Raw genomic sequence first — 24,243 nt, forward strand, 5'->3', positions numbered from 1 at the left:
CGTCGAGACTTCGCGGTTAAAACTTATATCTTGCACCACTCTCAATTAGCCTTTTAGGAACAGGCTTTCCGGCCTGTTCCACAAGAAAATATACTCTTTGTGGAACAGGCATCTTGCCTGTTCTTGAGAATGGTGCAAGATATAAGTTTTAACCAAGATTTATCGGAGAAACCGGGTTTTTTTTCATAATTCCTATTCAAAAGGTAAGTTTACCTTTTGATTTTTAGTTTTAAATTTAAGCATTTCTAATTTCCCATGCGAGTCATCATCCAGCGAGTAAAATCATCTCAAGTCGAAATAGACGATCGAATTGTCGGCAAAATTGGCTGCGGGCTTAACTTGCTTGTAGGTATTGCAGACACCGACACCGAAGCAGAACTCGATTGGATGGCTCGCAAATGCCTGGAATTGCGTTTGTTTCCCGACTCTGCCGGGGATACCGGCCGTTGGAACAAGTCCGTACAAGACATCGGCGGCGAGTTGCTGGTTGTCAGTCAGTTTACGCTCTACGGGGACTGTCGCAAAGGTCGGCGGCCTTCATTTGACCGAGCAGCGGCTCCTGAACGAGCCGAAATTTTTTACGATAAATTTGTCGAAAAGTTGCGCCAGAGCGGCTTAAAAGTCGAAACAGGCTTGTTTGGAGCGATGATGCAAGTCTCGATCGACAATGACGGGCCGGTGACTTTGGTATTAGAGAGAGAATCAGGGTGAATTGTTGGCAAACAAAGCTCTCTGTGCTTCTTTCTGATTCCTTCTTCCTTCTTGAATAAGATCAAATTTTCAGATTAACCGGGTTTCCTAACTGCTGTTGCGTAGGTTCTGAAGACATTGCAGTTAGCTACACTCTGCCAAGTCTCGATTCCACAATCTCTAACGGCCAAAACCCCCTCAAATAGCCAGTTATTAGATTGTCCACTCAGCGGCCTGGCAGCACCCTCCATTTTCCTCGCGATCGCCCCACCAAAATAACAGCTCAGAATGCTTGTACAGTAAGGCTTTAACGGCAATAAAATCAATCTTCCACAGCCAGCGCTTAGAATCAGATTCAGCAGCCAAAAACTGTTGCATGAGAGAGTGGAACACTGGCATAACTACGGTTATCTCTACTTCCGTAACATTCAATGTATAGAGAGTTGAATCCGCCGTGCCAAGCGAAACCGCCAGCAACTGCCACCTCACTCTCTGACAAATGTCCTCGCACACCCGCTGTGCCCTACCACCCGATAAATGCCATGACTGTCAAAACTGCCACCACCGTCAACTGCAACACCGCTTCTGGCTTCAACTGCATTCCGGCTACCTCCAGCGAACCAAACGCCGAAATCAATACTGTTCCCAGCATCAATGTCCTGGCTTTGGCTGACTTCGCCCTCAAAGAATTGCAAGCCGAAATGAAAACTGCCAGCCGCAGCGCTCAAGCAGTGGCGATGCGGATTGCTAAGGAAGTCGAACGGATTTGCCAAAAGAGCGATCGCATCCAAATTTCCGGCGAAGTTGAAGCTTGGCAAATCACCTTGGCGGAGCACCGGTTGCAAAAAACCCTGCAATACTACCGCCTCGGTTCCAAGCAAGGCCGCGTCGAACTGCATTCTCACCTCGCGGCTATGATTTACCGCCATGTTGCTTCTTTCCGATCGAACTTGAACTTCCAAGCTCGCTACAACATGATTGAAGACTTTTTGCAAGGCTTTTACATCGAATCTCTGCGAGCTTTCCGCCGCGAACATCAACTCGATGTCACCTACCAGCCCCGCACGCAGCTAGAATTGGCTGAGTACATGGCTTTTACCGAGCACTACGCTAAGCGCCAAATCGGCTTACCGGGCCGCAACCGCCAGCGCCTGATCGTGTTGCGTGCTCAAGGATTTGCCAAGGGCCAGCCTCCCGAAACTGCGATCGACATTGAAATGGCTGTAGAGTCGGGCAAGGGAGAAGATGCGGAAATTTACAGCCGCTCTCCGGCGCTGCAACAAGTGCGCGAGCAAATGGTATCGGAAACTGTCGATCCGGCTGATGCTGTGCTGCGCGATCGAGTAGTCTCGGAATTGATCGCCTATCTGGAATCGCAAAATCAGCCAGAATGCGTGAATTACTTAACTTTAAAATTGCAAGACCTTTCGGCTTCGGAAATTGACCGCGCGCTCGGTTTGTCTTCCCGCCAGCGCGACTACTTGCAACAACGTTTCAAGTACCACGTCGAAAAATTTGCCCGCACTCAAAATTGGAAACTCGTCCACGAATGGCTGGGTGCTGATGTCGATCAAAAGCTGGGAATGACTTCGGACAAATGGGAAGCATTTCGCGCTCAACTTGCGCCCGAAATGCAGCAACTGTTAGAAATGAAGCGGAATCAAGAAAGCGACAAGGCGATCGCCACCGCGCTCAAATGCACTCCCAAACAAGTCCAAAAACGCTGGGCGCAACTGTTGGAGCTGGCTAGCCAGACTCGCAACAGCAGCCAAGCTTAACTGGTACTCAAATATGAATGCAACTGTTTTCTTGAGACTGGAAAATGCGATCGGGTGCGGCATCTACACTGGACTGCCCGCCCCGGCGTCCGCTCTCAACTCAACCAGGGCTGCTACTTATTTATCGCCGCTTTTTGGCAAATTCAATTTATTAAAACAACATTACTTTTTTTAATATCTTTCGTTCCCTGGTTAGGCCGGGGAATTTGTTTTTATTAGTCATTAGTTATTAGTCATTAGTCATTAGTCATTAGTCATTAGTCATTAGTCATTAGTCATTAGTCATTAGTCATTAGTCATTAGTCATTAGTTATTAGTCATCAGTCATCAGTCATCAGTTATTAGTCATTAGTTATTAAGCTTTTGCACATTTAAACTGTGAACTAAAATTTGATAAAGTTCTTGTGGGGTGGGCGTCTCGCCCGCACAAAAATACGATTTAGCTGCAGAACAGCTTAGTTATTAGTTATTAGTCATTAGTCATCAGTTATTGGAAATTGCTTGCTGAAGAGGCTGCCTTGCATATATTCATAATGATATTTAAACATACGGAGTAGCATAATCAAGGCAAAGTTGTTCCAATGTGTTTCCCCAAAATATCTCATATAAGAGTCTATTTTTAAAGTAATAAATTATGTATATATAGCCTTTCTCATAAAGATGAGGTACTCATGGGCATAGGGCATAGGGCCTACCTCACTTTTTTGAGAACCGCTATTTTTTTTTATCCGTTAATGTACAGTATCAAAGTCTAATTTATAAATGTATTTTTTTATAAAAATAGTTAAAAACCTCTTGTGAAACTTGAGGGTGCAGAATTTATATCAAAAATGACCAGTCATCTATCCAAAGACAGAAAAATTTTAAAATAAATCTACTCATCCTACTATTCTGTTTCACTAAATCCTTCATAAGAAGGAAGCATCAAATTTAAGCTCTATCTAAAATGGGGTCATAAGTTGATATAGATAGAAAGAGAAGGACTCCTATGTTACTTTACAAAATTGAAGATTTTAATCCCAACTACCGCGAAGCTGCTTTTAATGGCGAAGATATCAAAGGTCTGGATATCTATGCTGGAAATACAGATGAGAAGATTGGCTCCATCGATACCGCGCTAGTTGATGAGACAGGGCGTTTCCGATATTTTGTTGTTGACACGGGTTTCTGGATATTTGGCAAGAAGGTATTAGTTCCAGTTGCTCTTTGTCGAGTGGAGGTTGAGGCAGAACGCATCTACGCGACGGGTTTGAAGAGTAAAGACCAAGCAGAAAGACTACCCAGGTATGAGGATGGGATGGTGGTGGATTACGATTATGAAGAACAAGTTCGGGGTGTTTATCGTACTCTAACTGTAGAAGCGTCTGCACCTGTAGAAGCATCATTGCCTTTAGAAACCTCATTGCCTGTACAAGCATCTGCACCAGTTTCTATGCCGCGTTCTGTCTCTAACCAAGCTAGCGCTGCTGGTTATGACCGCAACACCTACACTTACGAACAAGAGCCTCAATTGTATCAGATGAACGAGCGCGAGCATCACAAATTTCGACTCTACGAAGAACGACTGGTTGCAGAAAAAAGCCGTCACAAAACTGGCGAGGTAGCAATTGGCAAGCGAGTTGAAACCGAAACGGCACGAGTTTCAATTCCCACAGAAAAAGAGCGAGTTGTAATTGAGAGTATAACTCCCGAAAAGGCAGGTGCGCCAGTAAATCGGGATACTCCCTTCAAGGAGGAACCGGTGATGCGTATGGAAGTTTACGAAGAAACTGCTGATATCAAAAAAGAAGCTTTCGTGCGCGAAGAAGTTAACATCAGGAAAGAAGTTGAAACGGAGATTGTTGAGGCAACGGAAACACTGCGTCGTGAAGAGTTGGACGTGAAGAGGGAAGGGCGTTAGAGTGTGAATGAATTTAAGGATCGCGAATTAAATAACTTACAATTTTAATTGTTATTGTGGGATGGGCGTCCCGCCCGTCCAAAAAGGACGGGCGGGACGCCCATCCCACAAAATTGTGGAAGTTATTTAATTCTCATTCCTAACAAGGGTTTGTAGTTAGTTGCGCTGTCTTCGACCACATGAGCTGGGTCAGCTAAAAAGCTGGCAAGATACTTTGTTTTTAGGATGGTTGGGTCCTATCGGTGGGGCAGCGATTTTCTATGCCATGCTGGCGCTACGTAAAACGGGATTAGAGTCAGCTTGGGTCATTAGTAGCCTAATTATTTGCGCGTCAATAATCGCCCACGGCTTTACTGCTGTGCCGTGGGCTAAAGCTTATGCTAAAATGCAGCGTAAAAGACAACTTCTAATGATTTGGTAGGTAGATGAAGACCCCGAACCAGGCAGAAAAACAAGCCATAGAACAAGAGCAAAACGAGATTTTGCAACAGCTAGAAGATTGGCTGGAAGCTCCCATGCTGGTGCTGGCATTTGTGTGGCTAGCCCTATTTATTATTGAATTAATTTGGGGGTTAAATCCACTGCTAGAAGTCGTTAGCACTACTATTTGGATTATCTTTATTGCAGATTTTCTAGTTAAATTTGCCTTGGCTCCCCGCAAAATTTCCTATATCAAAAGCCATTGGATAACGGCTTTTTCTCTGCTGTTGCCAGCTTTGCGTACCTTTCGGATTGTACGAGTTGTGCGAGCATTCAAAACAGCACGGGCTGTGCGAAGTTTGCAGTTGTTGCGAGTTATGACTGGTACGAATCGAGGGATGCGGGCATTAGCTGCGAGTGTTAGCCGTCGCGGATTTGGCTATGTCGTAGGACTAACGATAATTATTACCTTGGTAGGTGCAGCAGGGATGTATGCTTTTGAAAAAGAAGTCGCCGATGGTTCCTCCGGGTTAAATAATTACGGCACAGCGTTATGGTGGACGGCAATGCTGATGATGACAATGGGTTCGGAATATTGGCCCAAAACGCCAGAAGGTCGCATACTTTGCCTTGTTCTGGCACTCTATGCGTTTGCGGTTTTTGGTTATGTAACTGCGACCATCGCCACATTTTTTATTGGTCGCGATGCAGAGGATGACGAAGCAGAATTAGCAGGAGCGAAATCAATGGCAGCACTTCAAACTGAAATTGCTGCCTTGCGGGCTGAGATTCAGCAATTATTGAATCAGAATTCAAAGTCTTGAATTAGGTAGATGCCAAGATCAAGTTTTGGTCAGCGCTGGCACTACTTTTTCGCCAAACACCTCAATAAACTGCTCTTGTTCTCGGTTAACGTTGTGCAAAATTAGTTGATCGAACCCCAATTCAATATCTTTTTGCAACCACTCAATATGCTGCTCTTGGTCTGCCGAGATGCGGACGTGTTGATATAACTCCTCTGGTTGCACAAACTCCCCGGCGGCATCAAATCGATCGGGTGTTATCAGTTCTGTCAGCATTTTACTTTTGAAGATGTTACTACGCCATTGATGATGAGCGCCTTGTAGTGCTTTCTCTGCATTACTGTCATAGGAAAGCTGCACTTTCAAAATCATTGGTTTCCCTTCTCCACCACCGCGACGAAACGCATCGACGACTTTTTTTAACTGTTCGGGTGGGCGAGAAGTAGTAATTAATCCATCTGCCCAACTGCCCAACCATTCTGCGGTTTCTGGGGTAACTGCGGCGCCGATAATTAATGGGAGAATTTCCGGGCGGGTATAGAGTTTTGCATCTTCTACGCACACTAAACCGCGATGGGTGACGGTTTCTCCTGCCCAAAGGGCGCGGATAATATCGACACATTCTTTGAGGCGCGCGTTGCGATCGCTCTTAGTAGGCCACTTATCCCCAGTAATATGTTCGTTCAACGCTTGACCGCTGCCAACCGTAAGCCAAAAACGATTGGGAAACATTTCTGCCAACGTTGCCGCAGCTTGGGCAATAATAGCCGGATGATACCGCTGTCCGGGAGCGCAAACAACTCGATAGGAAAGCCTCGGCGTTGCTTGCATTGCTGCACCCAACCAAGACCAAGCAAAACCACTTTGTCCTTGCGCTTCACTCCAAGGATGAAAGTGATCGGAAGAAAGGGCATGGGTAAAGCCAGCTTGTTCTGCAATTTGGACATATTTCAGCAGTTCGCTGGGCTTAAACTGTTCGTGCGAAGCATGATAACCAATTTGTGCCATAAGTTTTTAGGAGTTTTGAGTTGAGTAGGGGCGGTGCCAAGAGTGCCCGCCCTGAGTTTTGAGTAGGGGCGGTGCCAAGAGTGCTCGCCCTGAGTTTTGAGTAGGGGCGGTGCCAAGAGTGCTCGCCCTGAGTTTTGAGTAGGGGCGGTGCCAAGAGTGCCCGCCCTGAGTTTTGAGTTAAAATATCCCGACTTAAAAGCAGGTGATTTTATCAGGACGCCTAGTAAAAGTTTTGAGTTTTGAGTTGGATAAGTTCTTAATTCAAAAAACTTGTTGTACTCAAAACTCTCTGTATAACGCGCCAGTTTACGATCGCAAAATTTTCCGATAGCGAGCTTGAATTACCGAGTAGATGCCATAGGCAATTAAACCCAAAGGTACTAGGCCCAAAATCACTGGACTAAAAGGCTGTTGTCCCAGAATTGCCAACACCTCGCCCAATCCCTTCGTTTGACTGGCATCTGATAGCTTGGCTGCTTGAATTAAGAAAATACCGATTATAACGAAAACAATCCCACGGGCCGCAATTCCGAATCGACCCAAGCGTATCGCCCAAGTTTGCTCGGCTTGGCTCATTTCATCTAGCTTGAAATGGCGGCGAAATTTGGCTTTATATGCTTCGTAGAAATAAGAAAATCCTACGCCAATAACAATTGATCCTGCCAATCCTACTAGCCATTGTCCAAACGGTTGCGCTAAAATTTGGGCTGTCAAATCTTCGGTTGTATTGCTCTTACCACCGCCCGAACCCATTATCAGTTTTACAGCCGTTAAAGCCAAACCTGCGTATCCTAAAGCACTTAAGGCGTAGCCAATGCGTTGGGCAATTCGCTTGGCATCCAATTTGTCTCCTTGGTGTTCTGGGTCGAGAATTGTCTGAACGATACGCCAAAGGGCATAACCAATAAGGCCAATCGTTACCAGAAATAGCAGAAATTTACCGAAGGGTTGGTTAACAATTTCTGATAATGCACCGCTAGTATCGGTTGTCCTGCCGCCCATACTAAAGGCTGCTTGTGCTGCTAAAAAACCGACAATAAAGTAAACTAAGCCTTTGGAAGCATATCCCAATCTTGCCAGTCGCTCAAACCACACATGAGAAGCTGCCTGTCCGATTGACTGTTTAATGCTGTCGGTGGGTGAGTTGGGCTGTTTCATATTTTTTGACAATTTAGTTGTTCACGACTGCTGCCATAGGCAATAGTGCATTCTTTTCCAGTTAACTGAGTTCTTAAACAGATAATTTATGTTATTATTTCTTAAGTTAAAGATTAGCTTGTTTAGAAAATTTTTAAATCTGTCTTGAGCGGGAGTGTCATCGGTTGATTGAGTAAGAAATTTCACATTTATTGGGCTTGACAAATATAGCTTTAGGGGCTATAAGATGGCTTGCCTGATGGAGGAGTCTGCCAGCGGTATAGTAGATTTTTGATGAAAACTTCTTTAACCGAAGTTTGAATAACAATTAGAATTGGCGACGCTAAAAAGAATGTCAAAAAAAAATCCGAAGGCTATCAAGAGCTAAGGTGTAAACGGAAAGCAAAAATACCTGCTTTTCCATAATGATATATCTGACAAATCTGCAATAACGGCCCTAACTAGCTTATGGACGTTGCAAGAATAGATGCGCCCCGGTGCGGGAGTTGGGAATCCAGCATCTATCGCCAATAGTGCGATCGCACTTAACTCAAAGCTCTATCATAAATTTTTCCTCAATCATCCTCCATCAGGGGGATATTTTCTTATGGCATCAGACAGATGGCAAGATTGGGCTAGTTAGATTAAATAGAGATAGAAGCAAGATTTTGAAATGGTGAACAGAAACAATAGACGTTTTGGCTAAGTCGATTTTTAAGACTCTAAATTCCCATTGTCGCAAGAAGTTGATTGTTCAGAACCGGGAGGATTTTAGGAAAATCAAATCAACCACAACGGCAGTTTCTGTGTTGAGTTCAACCTTTTTGTTACCGGAAATTGCCGAATTCGGTTCCCAAACATCCGGCATCCTGTCCTGCCCTTAACTGACTTTTAAGGAAAACTCTAATAGCTAACCACAAGGCGATCGCTTGCGACAGGAAGACAAGCAGAACCTATTTCTTACGTCGTTTGCTTTGACGATCAATTCAGCAATAAGGTGTATATAATGAATCAACTGAATCAACCAGAATCCTTGTCGCAACCCTTGACCCAAAGCGAATTCGTCGCAACTTTTCGCTTGTTCAGTAGATTTAGCTTCTGGATACAGTTATTCTTGGGTGCTGTTTCCGGCATTGTTTTATTATTTGCTATGTTGGGTCGCAACATGAGCGAACAAGCCAATAATGCAGGTATTGGTTTCGGGGTATTTTTAGCAATAATTGGCCTATTATTGCTGTGCTTTAGAATTTTTTGGGATTTTCGCTATAGGCTTTTAGGCCGACTTTTGCACGCCGAAAATTCCCAGGTATATCCCAGCAAAGAGCATATTACTCACACCTTACGGATTGGATTAGTTTCTAGTTTGGTGGGGGTATTAATCGCGTTTGTCGCTTCTGAAGAAACAGTTGCTGTAGTGCTAGCGAAAACTCTTAGTCAGCCCCAAGCGATGGCAGCTTATGCGCCAGAAAATGTGATTCGTTCCCTAGATATTTTTGTGACGATGGCAAACGTCAATCTGATTGGCGCTCACTTTTTTGGAGCTGTTACTTCTCTTGGGTTACTCAATTGGGTAGAAGATTAGTTGGCAGCATGGGCGATCGCTAAAGGCAAACACAACTTCTAGGTCGTTAGGATTGACAAGGGCTGACCGATTTAACTAAGGTTGGTGGCGAAAGCACTGTCTTGGCGAAAAAGAGCGAAGACAGTGCAGCTACAAGCTAAACAAGGTGGCTCTTGGGGTGAACATCTAATCGGAAATAGCGATCGCTCCTGCTAATGGTAGTCAGCCCGATCAACCTTTTTTTTATTTAAAAAACGTAACTTATTTATTATCTTGATAGATATTTCATCTACCTTTATATTGATAGATTTCTAATGGGGACAAACAAAACTTAGGCTCATATTGCGAAAGATGAGCTATATTCGTGGCATTCAGCTTCCTAAACGATCCAGTGACCGGGTTTCTGAACAAAGCCATGTTACACCGTTTCTCTATTAAGAAATTTACTGCAATGAAAGACCTCTGGTATAAAAACGCAATTGTCTACTCCCTCGATGTTGAAACCTTCATGGACTCGGACGGCGATGGTGTCGGCGACTTTCAGGGACTTATCAACCGCCTAGACTATTTATCAGGACTAGGAATTACTTGTTTGTGGTTGCTGCCGTTTTATCCTTCCCCTAACCGGGACAATGGCTACGACGTGATGGATTACTACAACATTGACCCGCGACTGGGAACCCTGGGAGATTTTGTCGAGTTCATGCACCAAGCAAGGGAACGAGGAATTCGCGTGCTGATCGATCTGGTAGTAAATCATACGTCCAATCAACATCCTTGGTTTCTTGCAGCTAAAAGCGATAAAAACTCCAAGTATCGCAATTACTACGTCTGGTCAGAAAATCCACCCAAAACCGATCCAGAACAACTGATATTTCCCGATGTCGAGGACAGTATTTGGGAGTACGACGAACAAGCAAAAGCTTACTATTTGCATCACTTCTATAAAGAACAGCCAGATTTGAATATTGCCAATCCGGCGGTACGAGAAGAAATCTGCAAAATTATGGGTTTCTGGCTAGAACTGGGCGTGTCGGGATTTCGCATTGATGCTGTTCCCTTTTTAATTAAGGGGATTGGCATCGAAGGTGCAGACCCCGAAAGCCTGCGAGGTTTCTTGGAAGAAATGAGAGAGTTTGTGTCATCGCGTCAGGGTCATGCTGTGTTGCTGGCAGAAGCAAATGTCGATCGCGAGCAAATTCCTGTCTACTTTGCTAAGGGCGACAGAATGCACATTCTGTTCAACTTTTTGCTGAACCAGCATCTGTTTTTGGCCCTGGCGCGTCAAGAATCCACAGCATTGCGCGATGGACTAAAAACCTTACCGGATATTCCTCCTATTTGTCAGTGGCTTAATTTTGTGCGCCACCATGATGAACTGACGCTAGATCGCATTACTTCATCGGAACGAGAGGAAATTTTTGCAGCGTTTGCCCCTGAGAAAACTATGCAAATTTTCGGCCGCGGGATTCGTCGTCGCTTACCACCGATGATGGGAGGTGACCGCCGCCGGATTGAACTTGTCTACAGTTTGCTGTTTACTCTGCCTGGTACACCCATGCTGCGCTATGGCGAAGAAATTGGCATGGGCGATGACCTTTCGCTGGAAGGTCGAGACAGCGTTCGCACGGTGATGCAATGGTCAGATGCAGCGAATGGTGGCTTCTCGACGGCTGCAACTGATACTCTTGCCAGACCTGCGATCGCGATCGGAGAATACGGTTACAAAAAGGTCAATGTCGCCGCAGCGCAGCGCGATCGTGATTCATTAATTAACTGGATGGATCGTGCAATCCGCATCCGCAAGCAATGTCCTGAGTTGGGTATGGGGAAGTGGCACATTCTCGAAACCGACTCTCCCTCGGTTTTAGCCCACTGCTGCGACTGGGAAGGCAGGAGGGTGATAGCTGTCCACAATCTAGCCGACAAGCCTTGTACCGCGACGCTCAAATCTAACGAATACACCCCTCTGTTCGATTTATTTGGCGATCGCCTCTATGAATCTCTCGATGCCGACTCGCCCTCTATTCCCTTAGAAGCCTACGGTTATCGCTGGTTTCGAGTCAATCGAATCCAGGGGTAAAAAAGTTAAAGTTGATGGCAGAACTAGCGACGTGGACTCGTAGGAATGTACTTAGCAGTATTCTTGTCTGGAAGCGGTTCTATCTGACCTTGATTGACCAAAGCTTGATGAATTAGGGCAGTAGCACTACCCCGACTGAGTAACTCGTTCGGATTAAGAACTCTGGGATCTGGATAGTTGACCACTATCTTTGCCTTTGTCGCTGCTGCCACTGGCTCAACCGCATATTTAGGAAGTTTCTCGGCATCTTTATAGTACGAATTGAGAAAATCTAATGCCGAATTTTTAGCAGCCGCAGTTGCAGCTTTTGTCGTCGTTGGTGGAACAGCCTTAGCCGGTTTAGGTGCGGGCGCAGCCGCAGGCTGCAGCCTTGCCACTACAGGTAATAACGGCTGCATCAAAACAGTCGCTGCGAGGGGAAATGCCAAACGGTTCCTAGCAATTCGACGTTGATTTACTGGAGTTGGCTTTGCTGGAGTTGCAGTCGCTCGATCGGTTTTGACAACAGGGGGATTGTAATCCATATTTAAACCCCTCATTAACACAACTAATGCTTGTGCTTTAGTCAAGGGCTGCTTCGGACGAAACTCCTTTCCGGGAAAATCATTCATAAATCCCGTTTCATAAGCTTCTTTAATCGGAGTTTCTGCCCAGTAGTTTTTAGGCACATCCTTAAAGTAACTTCCGCTGGGTATCTTTCTAACGCTTGCTCGATTAAAAGCTTGGCGGATCATCGCCGAAAATTCATCCCGATCCACAACCTGTTTTGGTCTAAAAGTTCCGTTTACATATCCGGTAACAATCTCTTTTTCAGCTAAGGAATCAATAAACGGACGCGCCCAGTAATTCGGCGGTACATCAGGAAATTTCGACTTAGCTTGTTGAGCAGCAACTTCCTGGGAACTTAGCACAAAGCCAGTGCCACTGACACTAATGGCTAAAGCTAAAAAGGCTACGCTGATTGACGGTAAATACCTGCGAGTAGACATGATAAATTTCCTCCTGATTTTTGCATTTTTAACGAGACTATTTGGCTGATTTAAAGCGGATTACTTTTTTTCCGATCCGATTCCCATTCTTTTTTTACCTCTAACTCTTCGCGACGTACTGTGTCTGTTGCCTCAACCGTATCTTGCTCAACCTCTTTTCGGACTTGCACTTCCTCGCGCACGAACGCTTGCTTTTGGATATCCACACTTTCTTCGTAGATATCAAAATGTACCATTTCTTCTTGCTTGAAGGCGGTATCTGGAGTTACTCGACTCCCTGCATATTCTGGAGTAGTGCGCTCAATCACAACTCGCTCTTTTTCTACAGGAAGCTGCAGTTGTACCGTTTTGGTTTCAACTTGCTTGCCAATTATTACCTCGCCTGTTTTGCGACGGGTTTTATCTGCAACTAATCGTTCTTCGTACAGTTTGAGTTTTTGATGATCCTGTTCGTTCATCTGATACAATTGGGGCTCTTTATCGTAAGTATAGGTATCCCGGTCATAAGCAGGATTACTAGCTTGAGGCGAGACAGCATGCCGTGTAGAAACTCGAACAGGTGCTTCTAAAGGTAATGATGCTTCTACGGGTGCAGACCCTTCTACTGTTGCAGTCCGATAAATACCCCGCACTTGTTCTTCATAAGCGTAATCAACTGCCATCCCATGCTCATACCTGGGTAGTTTTTCCACTTGGTCTTTACTCCGCAAATTTGTAGCGTAAACACGCCGCCCATTAAAATCAATGCGACAAAGAGCGATGGGAAGTAAAACTTTTTTGTCAACAATCCAAGAACCAGTCTCTACCACAAAATAGCGGAAACGTCCTGTCTCATCTACCAGCACAGTATCGATCGTGCCAATTTTATCGTAGGTACTTCCGCCATACACATCCAGCCCTTTGATATCGTCCTCCTCAAAAGCTGCTTGGCGGTAGTTGGGATTAAAATCCTCAATTTTGTAAAGTAACATTGTTGTTTTCTGTACCTATGTACATCAAGCTTTGCACCTACTTTAGATAGATATCAGTTCTAATACTTCCTTCTTATGAAGGATTCAGCCAATTGAAAATCATCAATAGAGCGATTTTTTTTTAGATTTTTCTATCTTTAGGTAGATGAATTGAGCTCTACCGTACTGAACGTGATAAATTTATCTAATTATTCGTAGGCTGGGTTGAGTCAATTTACAACTTTTATGCCAAAAGCTCTCACAAGGATTTCTCAGGTTTTATTATCACCTCAACTACGCGAGCTCCTACAAAATTAAGGACATTTCTAACTAGCTGCTGGGGTTTTTTCTGAATGAGATTTCGATTTATGAGCGAAATTACTACTTTCGATCGTTAAAATCATAAAATAAGAAAATATTATGCCCGTCGGTAGATATTCTAGTAATACTTATTAAGTAAAATTAAATTACCATCAAGGGAAAAAAACTCACAACGTAACGCAAGGGTTAATCTTTTATGACTTATCCAGATCGATCGGGCAATCCACTCACTGAGCCTACAATCGTCAATCCGCTGGTGGATTACCACGACCAAGTGAGGTGGGGGCCAATTTTGGCAGGAATTGCGATCGCTCTGGGTACTCAACTAATTTTAAGCGCTTTGGCAATGGCGATCGGATTAAGCGCGGGTGCAACAGGCGCGGATGCAGGTTCCGTTGGTTTTGGGGTCGTAATTTGGTCGATTATCAGTTTGCTGATTTCCCTATTTTTGGGCGGTTGGGTAATGGCTCAAAGCTGCGGGCCGATGACCAAGAAAACAGCTTTTTTGAATGCAGCAATTCTTTGGGGAGCTACATTAGCACTTAGTGCTTGGTTATTAGGAAGCGGGATATCGGGTGCTGTTGGCGCTGCGGCTGCTAATGCTGGAGAAATTGCCAATCAAGTACAACAACAGGGCGGCGTTAATATACCCAATCAAGCGCCGAATGTAGACCCAAATCAAGTTCGCGATATAGCTGGTAATACAGCTAAAGCTGTTTGGTCATTTCTACTTGGCTCTTTGCTGAGTTTGGCAGCGGCAATGATTGGTGCTGCTCTTGGCGCTCGCAAACCTCGCGTTTATGCTTGATTAGGGATGATAAAACCTGACAATTCAACAAGCACAGCAGCGAGTCGAATTATTTTATACCGTTGGGATGATGATTCATCCTTTCTTGGAGAAGATGAACGAGCTAAAAACCTTTTCTAAGGTTTTGGCCTAGAGATTTAAAAGAAGATAAAGCGATGCAACAGCAGAGGATCTGGCAAAAATATACAACGTTAACAAGTTCGATATTGTTAACGCCAACGGTTTTAGTTGCTCCCTCGTTCGCCGCTGATACAAATCAAACACAGATTCAAGGTGAATCTTTACTAGCGCAAGTACCGGATAGCTGTCGCCAGGTTATTGCGAGGAATGGTGTTAATGTTCGGCGACAACCGACGGCTAACAGCGAAGCGGTTGGCATCATTGATTCCGCACGAAATGTGACGATTCAAAATCTTGGTGAGAATGGCTGGGTGCCGATTACAGTGCCTTTGAGAGGCTACGTCCAAGCGGGAAACCTGGCGTGTTGTAGTTAATTGAAAAAACAGTGATGGATGACCAATCAAACCTAAAAAAAGAAACTAATTCACAGCAAAAACCTGGTTTGTTAAATTTCATTGCCGAGACAACAGAATCTGCACTGAATACAGGCAAAGCGGTTTTTGACACAGCAGTTGATTGGGGGCAAGCTGCTGCTAAACAAACTTATCGATTGATTGGACAAGCGACGCAAGGAACCGGAGATGCGGTAACTTATGTGGGCAATCTTCCCTTTGTTAAACAAGTGGCGGGGGTACTCAGGCTTGATTGGTTAGTTGGGGTTAGCGATCGCATTGACTTAGCCAAAGCCGAAGCTCAAGTCAAGCAACTCCAACAAAAGTATCCCAATGAATATCCCAGCGAAATTGCCCATCGCATTATGGTGGAAAAAGCGATCCACGCCGGTGGTGTCGGATTTGCTAGCAGCATTTTACCCGGTGTCGCGGCTGCACTGCTGGCGATCGATTTAGCCGCGACTACTGCAATTCAAACCGAAATGGTTTATGAAATTGCCGCCGCCTATGGGATGGATTTGCAACAGCCAGCCCGAAAAGGCGAGGTTTTGGCAATTTTTGGGTTAGCGCTAGGCGGTAGCAACGCAATGAGAGCTGGTTTGGGCTTTTTACGCAACGTACCGCTGGCTGGCGCGATGATTGGTGCGAGTACGAATGCTACGATGCTGTACGCGCTGGGATATGCGGCGCGCGAGTTTTACGAAGCCAAACTGAGGGAAGATACTGAAGAACCTGGAACCGAAACATTGCAAGCGATTCAGCAACAAAGCGAGAAATATCTCGATCGGGCGATCGCGCAGCAAGCAGTGATGGATCAAATTATGGTTCACATGATTTTGGCAAGTTATCCCAACAAAAACTGGGAAGATATTCTGCCAGAATTGAAGGCATTGCAATTAAATGCCGATTCTCTCAAAAGGATTGCTGCTAACATCAAGTCCCCCAAACCATTGGGTGCATTGTTAGAGCAACTTAACCCCGACTTTGCAGTACCGCTATTAGCTCAATGCCGTCGCATTGCCGAAAATAGCGGAGAGGTTTCCGAAGCAGAACAGAGGGTGCTGGATGCGATCGCACAAAAACTCAACGGTCAAGATGTGGCTTCGATATCCACTTGAAAAAAATTGTTGGTGCGTTAGCTTTCTGCGTAACGAACCATCCCCAATATTTACTGTGGCTGTGTAAGTCCTAAATTAGCCTCACGTTACAGTAATTTACCGCCTTAAGATAGAGTTTGACATGGCTAATTTTAATACAATCAATAACCACTGATGCAAGAGGAAGTTTTATGAAAGCAGAAATATCCGGAGTCTGGGACAAGATTGAGAGCATGATCGATGGCTTCATTGTCCTGCTGCCTAATATGATACTAGCGTTAGTTGTTTTTGGAATCTTTTTCTTTGTTGGGAGGTCAATTAAGATATCGGTCAGGCGGCTTACCCGCAACCACCGCCAATCCCGGAATTTGGGACTGGTGTTGGGAAGGTTAGCGCAGGGTATTACTGTTTTGGTTGGTCTGTTTATTGCCTTGTCGATTATAATTCCCACATTTAAAGCAGGCGATTTGGTGCAACTGCTGGGAATTAGCGGGGTAGCGATTGGTTTTGCCTTTCGCGATATCTTACAAAACTTCCTAGCTGGTATCCTAATTCTTTTGACTGAACCGTTCCAAATCGATGACCAGATTGTGTTTAAAAACTTTGAGGGAACCGTAGAAAATATTGAAACTCGCGCTACAACAATCCGAACCTATGATGGTCGCCGGATTGTAATTCCCAATGCGGAATTGTTCACCAATTCTGTTACTGTTAATACCGCCTTTGATAAACGCCGGATGGAATACGACGTTGGTATCGGCTACGGCGACGATCTTCACCGAGCCAAGCAGTTAATGATGGAAGCCATGCACAGTGTGGATGAGGTTTTGAAGGACCCTTCTCCTGACGTGCTGCTGATGGAACTTGCAGGAAGTAGCGTCAATATCCGCGCTCGATGGTGGATTGCTCCGCCGCGACGAATGGACGATCTGCGATCGCGCGACAAGGTACTTTCTGCGATTAAGGAAAAGCTGAGTGCCAATGGCATCGACTTGCCCTTTCCTACGCAGCAAATTTTGTTTCACGATCAAACCGAAGAGACGGATGGCGATCGCAAACGTCAACGCGAAGGATGGCCCGCTGGTAATGGCGAAGTTCCCAAACCCCGCAGCATCAGCGGTTCTCTGCAAAAACTAATTGAACTGCGATCGCAACCTGACGGCAACGGACAATCTTCACGCCACCCCAACTCATGAAAAATGTCAAATTAAGCAAAATTTGGGACTCGCTGCACTCTAGCTACTGGTTTATCCCAACGTTGATGGCGGTGGGATCGATGATTTTAGCGATCGCAATGCTGACACTTGACCGCACGGGTAATATACCAAACTGGAGGTGGATTTACACGGGTGGAGCCGATGGTGCGCGAGCGGTTCTTTCATCGGTTGCCGGTTCAATGATCAGCGTTGTTGCTACAGCTTTTTCTATTACTATTGTGGCGCTTCAGTTGGCGAGCTCCAATTTTGGGCCCCGATTGCTGCGTAGTTTTATGCAGGATACGGGCAATCAAATCGTGCTTGGCACTTTCATTGGCACGTTTATTTACTGTTTGCTCGTACTGCGAACCATTCATGCAGAAGGAGAAGGATACAGTCTCTTTGTACCCCAACTCTCGGTTACAGTTGGTACCGGATTGGCAATTGCCAGTATCGGCGTACTGATTTACTTTATCCATCACGCATCAACCATTATTCAAGCGTCCCATGTAATTACTCAGGTTAGTGGCGATTTAGACAAAGCTCTAGATCGTCTATTTCCCGAAAAAATCGGAGAAGGTAAAGCGAACAACTCGCGACAAGTGGGAGAACTTCCTGCAAATTTTGACTCAGAAGCAAGTCCAATCAAAGCCACTGGTGAGGGTTATTTGCAAGCAATCGATGACGACGAATTAATGAAAATTGCCCGTCAGTACAATCTGCTTCTACGTCTTAAAACTCGACCGGGAAAGTTTATCGTCAAGGGCAGCGATGTAGCGATGGTTTTCCCGGAAAAAGGGGTGAATCAACGCCTGAGCCAACAGATTAACGATGCTTTTATTCTGGGCAAAGAACGGACGGAATATCAAGATGTAGAATTTCCCATCGATCAGTTAGTTGAAATTGCCTTGCGTGCGATTTCTCCTGCTATCAACGATCCGTTTACTGCGATTCGGTGTATCGATCGACTCAGCGCCGGATTATCCCGCCTCGCTCAAAGGGATTTTCCCTCGCCGTATCGCTACGACGATGAACAGAATTTGCGCGTCATTGTTGAAGGAGTGACATTTGAAGGGTTAGTCGATGCTGCATTTAACCAAATTCGCCAGTACAGTAAATCAGATGTGGCGGTAACAATTCGCTTATTGGAAGCTATAGCTTGCATCGCCACTTACACCCGCAATTCCAAACAACGAGAAGCTTTACGCCGTCACGCGGATATGATTTTAAATAGTAGCCTCGAACAAATATCTCAGGAGCAAGACCAGAAAGATGTGCAAGAGCGGTATCACCAAGTCCTTAAAGCTTTAAAACAGGATTAATTTGGTTGAGCAGAATTATGGTAATAACAGCAGCTTTACGATCGGCTCCTAATACTTTAGCTTTAACCGCGCTGATTGCCATTGGTTTAGCGCTGACACATTTATTTTGCGGCAAGTTGCGGTTTGCTCCTATTCCTCGCAGTGGCTGGCTTTCTGCGGCGGGTGGGGTTTCGGTAGCTTATGTTTTTGTGCATATTTTACCGGAATTAAATCTGCACCAAGCGGTATTAGAGCAAGTAGAAGCAGGAGTTATTTCCTATCTAGAACACCACGTTTATTTAATAGCTTTGTTAGGATTGACTGTATTTTACGGCTTGGAGCAAATTGCAAATTTATCTCGTCAGCGTGGCGAAGAGGATGTGACCAGTCCTGGTGTTTTTTGGTTGCACATAGGCTCTTTTTCAATCTACAACGCTCTGATTGGCTATCTGCTGGTGCATCGGGAAGAACCGGGCATTACCAATCTCCTGTTGTTTTCTTGTGCAATGGCCCTGCACTTTGCAGTGAACGACTCTGGTTTGCGGGAACACCACAAACATATTTATGACCGCATCGGACGCTGGATACTAGCAGCAGCTATTATTCTGGGGTGGGTGTTGGGTAGCGCTACTGAAATTGGAAAAACTGCGATCGCAGTTTTATTTGCTTTTTTAGCGGGAGGAATTGTTCTCAACGTCCTCAAAGAAGAATTGCCAGAAGAACGAGAAAGTCGGTTTTGGGCATTTGCTCTTGGTGCTGGAATTTACAGCGCTCTTTTATTGGCTTTTTGACACTCCTGGGCCTAAAGGCGTGAGGATTCTTAGTTCAAAGACTGGACTTAAATTAAGAACGTTGCCGCACCTAATCCAGAGGTCTAGTCTCCCTAAGCGTTTACGATCTCTAGGATCGAAGTTCCGACATGACCTGTCGTACCTATCCCGCGATTCAGGATGTTAATTGCAGCATTATGATCTCTATCGATTTCGCATCCACATTTACAAATATGAGTACGAGTGGATAGAGACTTCTTAACGATTTCACCGCATTTACTACATTCTTGGCTAGTGCAAGCAGGGTTTACTGCTATGGTAATCCGACCAAACACTTTTCCAAAATATTCTAAGAACATTCTGAAATGATACCAAGAAGCATCGCTAATTGAATTTGCCAGACAATGATTTTTAACCATGTTGGACACTCTCAAATCTTCATAGACTACTACATCGTTTGATGTGATTACGCACCTTGCTAACTTGATAGCATGATCTTTACGTTGCCTACTTATTTTGAGGTGTCGCTTACCTAAAATTACTCTAGCTTTGCGGCGATTTGAACTCCCTTTTGTTTTCCGACTTACTAAGCGTTGAGCACGTTTTAACTGCACTTCACCCTTACGCAGAAATCTAGGATTAGGAATCATTGCGCCATTTGAATCGGTGTAAAACTCCTTTAGCCCTACATCTAAGCCGATAGTTTTCCCGGTTGATGGGGCTAACTCAATTCTGTCTACTTGAATGCAAAATTGAGTGTAATATCCATCTGCTCTTTTAACCAGTCTCACCCGTTTAATCTGCTCTGGCTGATAGAAATTTAGGTCACGAGTACCTTTTAACTTTAATCTGCCAATCCCGCATTTATCGGTAAAGGTGATTGACTTTCTATCTGCTGAGAGTTTCCAAGAATTGGTCTTGTACTCCACAGAACGGCAGTCTTTTTGGAACTGTGGGAAACCAACTTTTTTCCCTTTAATTCCTTTTTTGACGTTTTCATAGAATCGAGAAATACTAGCCCACGCTCTTTCTGCACTTGCTTGCCGAGCCATTGCGCCTAACTTGTTTGCAAAGTCAAACTCTTTAGCCCAAATAGCACAGTATTTAGAAAGATCGAACCAAGATTTAGCCCCACCATCCATCCACAAGCGAATAGACTTGTTGCGAATGAATTGACAAATTCTAATCGCTTCATCAATCGCTTGAAATTGATTCGGTTTTGCATAAATCTTAAATTCTAGAGTTAGCATCTTTTTTTCTCCTGTTATTCCTATGATAACATATCCATCATAGGAATAGATTAATTAATAAAAGTCCCCCTAGAAGGGGGAGGCTCTAACCCCGAATTTTTGGTAGGCGGGCATAAAAAATTTTCCTCTGAGGTAGGGCTGATGCTTCCAGTGTGGTTGCAGGCAGAATTTGGGGGTTTAGTGGGGGGTTCGGCGCTGCTACTGGGAGTGGCGGTGGGTTACTTTGTGAGCATTCCTCAGCGGGCGATCGCGACAATTATGGCTTTTGGCGCTGGTGTGCTGATGTCAGCGCTATCCTTTGAACTGATGGATGAAGCTTACAAGCGCGGCGGTTTCGACTCGACAGCGATCGGCTTTTTGGGGGCGCTACTGTCTACACAGCCGCCAATTGGTTTTTGAGTCAGCAGGGAGCAAAACACCGCAAGCGATCGGGCGCTTTGCACCCAGCTAAAACAGAGTCAGGCGATGGCGGATTAGCCATCGCCCTCGGCGCGCTGTTAGACGGGATACCGGAGTCGATCGTCGTTGGCGTCAGCATGATTTCTGGAGGCGCTGTCAGTTGGGTGACAGTAGCGGCAATTTTTCTCTCCAACATTCCCGAAGGGCTCTCCAGCGCCGCCGGTATGAAAAAAGCAGGGAGATCGATGGGTTACATTTTTGGAGTTTGGGGTGCGATCGCAGTTATTTCCGGTATCGCAGCATTGTTAGGATATACGGTTTTCAGCGGCTTTTCTGCAGAAGTAATAGCCGCTACTACCGCCGTAGCAGCAGGGGGTATTTTAGCAATGATCTCAGATACTATGATTCCCGAAGCATTCGAGGAAACTCACGATTTTGCCGGACTAATTACTGTCTGCGGATTTTTAGCTGCTTTTGTACTCAGCAAGTTAGCAGAAAGATAATTGATAATTAGCGATCGCTCCTCACTAATGTAGAATTGCCAATTGCTGAGAGTTATAGTATTTTTGATATAGACACAGATGAATTTGATATGTTGCCAAGCTGTATTGGGCAACAAAAAAGCTTATAATCAACATTAAAGGCCGCAGCCTGTCAAGAGGTGTTGGAAGATTTATGTGTGTCAACTTAGGGCATATCCTACATGAAAGGTACGAAATTCTCGCTTTGTTGGGAGAGGGAGGGTTTGCTAGAACCTACACGGCTGTACAAATAAACAAACCTAATAATCCTCTGTGCGTTGTTAAGGAAATTCCTTTTCCCCTATCGAACGATCCGCGCGTCTTGGAGAGGGCAAGGAAGCGATTTGAAAGAGAGGCTAGCGCTTTGCGCCGTCTCGGCAAAAACTCGCGCATTCCCGAATTATTCGATAGCTTTGAAGAAAACGATTATTTTTACTTGGTTCAAGAATATATTGAAGGACATCCGCTTAGTCAAGAACTCACTGCAGGCGATCGGTGGAATGAGCAAAATACCGTTGCTTTGTTGCGGGAAGTTCTGGAAATATTAACATCTGTCCACAAAGAAAATATTATTCACCGCGATATTACACCTTCTAACTTAATTCGGCGCCAAACAAATCAACAAATTGTTTTAATAGATTTTGGGGCGGTCAAAGAAATCAGCACTTTTACCTCTAACTCTACTGGTGAAATATTAACATCGCAGGCGATCGGCACTAGGGGTTATATGCCTGCTGAACAATACAATCCGCAGTCTACCCCGCAACCCTACAATGATATTTATGCAGTAGGAATAATCGCGATTCAAGCCCTCACCGGGCAGCTTCCCACCAATCTGCCACAAGACCCCCATACTTGCGAAATTATCTGGGATTACTCGACGCCCGATCGCCCTGCGGTAAAAGTTAGCGACAAGCTTAAAAATATTTTAACTAAGATGGTGCGTTTCCACTTTCAAGACCGCTACCAATCTGTTGAGGAAGTTTTGCAAGACTTGGATTTGTCGATCGTCCCAGGGCCCCAGATACCCAAAACTTCGCGGAAGTTGCGATCGGGCTGGCGCTGGCTGCTGTTCGGCTTTGCGGGAATTGCGGCTTTTGGGGCGATCGTATTTTTAATCCCCAGAATTTCCCCGCTAATCCCCAGGATTTCCCCGCAACCAACGCTGGCTACACCCTCCGCAGATGGTGTAAGTTCCGGCGAAAAACTCCTAGTGCAAACCTCCGCCTTGTGGTCAAAACAAAGGGGAATTAATGAGTTTGCCGACTCAAATTATCCCGAAGCTTTAAAATTGCTCAAACAGTCCTGGCGGGAAGACCGCAGAGATCCAGAAACTTTAATTTACATCAACAATGCTCTGCTAAAGGCAATAAATGCAGAATATTATACGATCGCAATTGTTGTTCCTATCCGTCGAAATCAGGACGGCAGCATCCTCAACGCAAATTTAGCAGAAGAACTGCTCCGCGGCATTGCTCAAGCTCAAACCGAAGTTAATTTAGGTCTTCTGGCTGCAAATGAGAACAATAAAGATTTTCCCGGTCAACGCTTTCTAGAACCAAAAGCTATTAAAGGAAAAGGTCTCAAAGTCATCATTGCTGATGATGGCAATATCAAATCCTACGCCGTTCAAAGGGCTAAGGATATGGTCGCTGGGCCCGATATTCTAGCAGTTATCGGACACTACACCAGCGACATGACTGTTGAAACAGTAGATATTTACAATCAAAATAAACTCGTAGCCATTTCTCCGGGAAGCACAACAGAAGAACTGACGCGAAAACCTCGAAAATTTTTCTTTCGGACGGCTCCGACAACTAGCATAGAAGCTGAATCTTTAGTAAATCAACTGCTAGGGGTCGGCGAGAAAAAAGTTGCAGTATTTTACAATCCCAACAGTCCGTTTAGCGCTTCTTTGTGGGAAGAATTTAAAGAGCAATTTGAAGCCAAAGGAGGCTCGACTTTTAGAATTAGGAATTATTACGATTTATCTAAAAATATTTTAGACGCCGAAGCAGCAATCAAAGAAGTTGAGAAAGCCGGAAAAACAGCCTTACTTGTCATTCCAGACGGTCAAGTCACTAATTCCCTGGAAAATGCGATCGCAATGATTAAAGCTAATGGCGATCGCAATTGGATTGTCGGGCCCTGGACTCTGTACGAGCCGAGAACGTTAGAAGTAGGAAAAGAGCTAAAGTCTGTAGAAAAACTGGGCATATCTGTGTTTTGGCATCCGTTAATAAGTTTTGACAAAAAATTTCCCCAAAACGCTGAAAAATTGTGGGGCGGCCCGGTCAATACTCGATCGGCTTTAACCTACGATGCAGCCCGGACGCTGATTAAAGCCCTAGAAATGCAGCCAGAACCCAGCCGTGAAGGAATGCAAAAAACTTTAGCCGATCCCAACTTTAAAGCCGAGGGAGCTACGGGTATAATTGAGTTTGACTCAAAGACTGGAAACCGGAAAAATCCTCCTAAACGAGTGGCGCATATTGTACCGTGTTCTAGAGAACAGTTTGGAGTTACATTTGTGCCGATCGAATTTCCCACAGCCGCAGCCGCAGGTTTAAAGTGCGATTGAATTGATATCTTGTGGCATTTTCCACAAACCTTACAATAAAATTTACTCTTTGTGGAAGAGGCATCTTGCCTGTTGTTAAGAATGATGCAATTTTAAAGTGCGATTGAATTGATATCTTGTGGCATTTTCCACAAACCTTACAATAAAATTTACTCTTTGTGGAAGAGG

General features: G+C 44.9%; 21 protein-coding genes. 15 read left to right on the forward strand and 6 right to left on the reverse strand.

Annotation, left to right across the window (positions count from 1 at the left end; all coding sequences use genetic code 11):
* Positions 1–255: 255 nt before the first annotated feature.
* Complete coding sequence (gene dtd, locus QT992_RS20250; RefSeq protein WP_333340036.1) at positions 256–711, forward strand: D-aminoacyl-tRNA deacylase; 456 nt, start codon at positions 256–258, stop codon at positions 709–711.
* A 192-nt stretch (positions 712–903) separates the two neighbouring features.
* Here the strand turns inward: dtd and QT992_RS20255 are convergent, their stop codons facing one another.
* Positions 904–1,203 carry a hypothetical protein gene (locus QT992_RS20255; protein WP_333340039.1) on the reverse strand — a complete coding sequence of 100 codons (300 nt, stop codon included), beginning with the start codon at positions 1,201–1,203 and terminating at the stop codon, positions 904–906.
* A 29-nt stretch (positions 1,204–1,232) separates the two neighbouring features.
* On the opposite strand from QT992_RS20255, the gene QT992_RS20260 reads away from it, so the two are divergent.
* From QT992_RS20260 to QT992_RS20270, 3 genes are all read left to right on the forward strand, one after another.
* Entirely contained in the window at positions 1,233–2,468 is a 1,236-nt protein-coding gene (locus tag QT992_RS20260) for a HetZ-related protein (protein WP_333321333.1), read from the forward strand.
* A gap of 988 nt (positions 2,469–3,456) precedes the next feature.
* A complete protein-coding gene (locus QT992_RS20265) occupies positions 3,457–4,368 on the forward strand; it encodes a DUF2382 domain-containing protein (RefSeq protein WP_333321334.1) in 912 nt (303 codons plus the stop codon).
* Between the two features lie 425 nt (positions 4,369–4,793).
* Complete coding sequence (locus tag QT992_RS20270) at positions 4,794–5,612, forward strand: ion transporter (protein ID WP_333321624.1); 819 nt, start codon at positions 4,794–4,796, stop codon at positions 5,610–5,612.
* Between the two features lie 18 nt (positions 5,613–5,630).
* Here the strand turns inward: QT992_RS20270 and QT992_RS20275 are convergent, their stop codons facing one another.
* Positions 5,631–6,599, reverse strand: coding sequence for a TIGR03885 family FMN-dependent LLM class oxidoreductase (locus QT992_RS20275; protein ID WP_333321625.1), 969 nt, complete (start codon positions 6,597–6,599; stop codon positions 5,631–5,633).
* A 306-nt stretch (positions 6,600–6,905) separates the two neighbouring features.
* Positions 6,906–7,757, reverse strand: coding sequence for a DUF1206 domain-containing protein (locus QT992_RS20280; RefSeq protein ID WP_333321627.1), 852 nt, complete (start codon positions 7,755–7,757; stop codon positions 6,906–6,908).
* A gap of 985 nt (positions 7,758–8,742) precedes the next feature.
* Between QT992_RS20280 and QT992_RS20285 the strand changes: the two genes are divergently transcribed.
* Positions 8,743–9,318, forward strand: a complete 576-nt coding sequence (locus tag QT992_RS20285; RefSeq protein ID WP_333289664.1) for a DUF3611 family protein — start codon at positions 8,743–8,745, stop codon at positions 9,316–9,318.
* A 430-nt stretch (positions 9,319–9,748) separates the two neighbouring features.
* Entirely contained in the window at positions 9,749–11,380 is a 1,632-nt protein-coding gene (locus tag QT992_RS20290) for an alpha-amylase family protein (RefSeq protein ID WP_333341789.1), read from the forward strand.
* A gap of 23 nt (positions 11,381–11,403) precedes the next feature.
* On the opposite strand, the gene QT992_RS20295 is transcribed toward QT992_RS20290, so the two are convergent.
* Together QT992_RS20295 and QT992_RS20300 are read right to left on the reverse strand one after the other, a co-directional pair.
* Complete coding sequence (locus QT992_RS20295; protein ID WP_333341787.1) at positions 11,404–12,369, reverse strand: S-layer homology domain-containing protein; 966 nt, start codon at positions 12,367–12,369, stop codon at positions 11,404–11,406.
* Between the two features lie 50 nt (positions 12,370–12,419).
* On the reverse strand, positions 12,420–13,340 hold the full coding sequence (locus QT992_RS20300; RefSeq protein ID WP_333321632.1) for a DUF2382 domain-containing protein: 921 nt from the start codon (positions 13,338–13,340) through the stop codon (positions 12,420–12,422).
* Between the two features lie 496 nt (positions 13,341–13,836).
* Between QT992_RS20300 and QT992_RS20305 the strand changes: the two genes are divergently transcribed.
* The 6 genes from QT992_RS20305 (at position 13,837) to QT992_RS20330 (ending at position 19,345) form a co-directional block, all read left to right on the forward strand.
* Positions 13,837–14,448 (forward strand): hypothetical protein, encoded by a 612-nt coding sequence (locus QT992_RS20305; RefSeq protein WP_333321634.1) that lies wholly within the window; start codon positions 13,837–13,839, stop codon positions 14,446–14,448.
* A 155-nt stretch (positions 14,449–14,603) separates the two neighbouring features.
* Positions 14,604–14,942, forward strand: a complete 339-nt coding sequence (locus QT992_RS20310) for an SH3 domain-containing protein (RefSeq protein WP_333321636.1) — start codon at positions 14,604–14,606, stop codon at positions 14,940–14,942.
* Positions 14,943–14,956: 14 nt separating this feature from the next.
* Positions 14,957–16,078: a hypothetical protein gene (locus QT992_RS20315; protein WP_333321638.1), complete on the forward strand. Its 1,122-nt coding sequence runs from the start codon at positions 14,957–14,959 to the stop codon at positions 16,076–16,078.
* 170 nt (positions 16,079–16,248) lie between these two features.
* A complete protein-coding gene (locus tag QT992_RS20320) occupies positions 16,249–17,253 on the forward strand; it encodes a mechanosensitive ion channel family protein (RefSeq protein ID WP_333321640.1) in 1,005 nt (334 codons plus the stop codon).
* A complete protein-coding gene (locus QT992_RS20325) occupies positions 17,250–18,575 on the forward strand; it encodes a DUF2254 domain-containing protein (RefSeq protein WP_333341785.1) in 1,326 nt (441 codons plus the stop codon). Before QT992_RS20320 ends, QT992_RS20325 begins: the two co-directional genes overlap by 4 nt.
* 17 nt (positions 18,576–18,592) lie before the next feature.
* Positions 18,593–19,345: a hypothetical protein gene (locus QT992_RS20330; RefSeq protein WP_333341783.1), complete on the forward strand. Its 753-nt coding sequence runs from the start codon at positions 18,593–18,595 to the stop codon at positions 19,343–19,345.
* Positions 19,346–19,437: 92 nt separating this feature from the next.
* Here QT992_RS20330 and QT992_RS20335 read toward each other — a convergent pair whose 3' ends face one another.
* Positions 19,438–20,574, reverse strand: a complete 1,137-nt coding sequence (locus QT992_RS20335) for a transposase (protein ID WP_333341781.1) — start codon at positions 20,572–20,574, stop codon at positions 19,438–19,440.
* 141 nt (positions 20,575–20,715) lie between these two features.
* On the opposite strand from QT992_RS20335, the gene QT992_RS20340 reads away from it, so the two are divergent.
* The 3 genes from QT992_RS20340 to QT992_RS20350 all read left to right on the forward strand — a co-directional run bounded on the left by QT992_RS20340 (position 20,716) and on the right by QT992_RS20350 (position 24,075).
* Positions 20,716–20,973: a hypothetical protein gene (locus QT992_RS20340; protein WP_333341780.1), complete on the forward strand. Its 258-nt coding sequence runs from the start codon at positions 20,716–20,718 to the stop codon at positions 20,971–20,973.
* A complete protein-coding gene (locus QT992_RS20345) occupies positions 20,970–21,476 on the forward strand; it encodes a hypothetical protein (protein ID WP_333341778.1) in 507 nt (168 codons plus the stop codon). The genes QT992_RS20340 and QT992_RS20345 overlap by 4 nt, the downstream gene beginning before the upstream one ends.
* 172 nt (positions 21,477–21,648) lie before the next feature.
* Entirely contained in the window at positions 21,649–24,075 is a 2,427-nt protein-coding gene (locus tag QT992_RS20350) for a bifunctional serine/threonine-protein kinase/ABC transporter substrate-binding protein (RefSeq protein WP_333341776.1), read from the forward strand.
* Positions 24,076–24,243: the final 168 nt, after the last annotated feature.

Origin of the sequence: Microcoleus sp. T3_D1, from assembly GCF_036700405.1 — a bacterium.
GTDB lineage: Bacteria > Cyanobacteriota > Cyanobacteriia > Cyanobacteriales > Microcoleaceae > Microcoleus.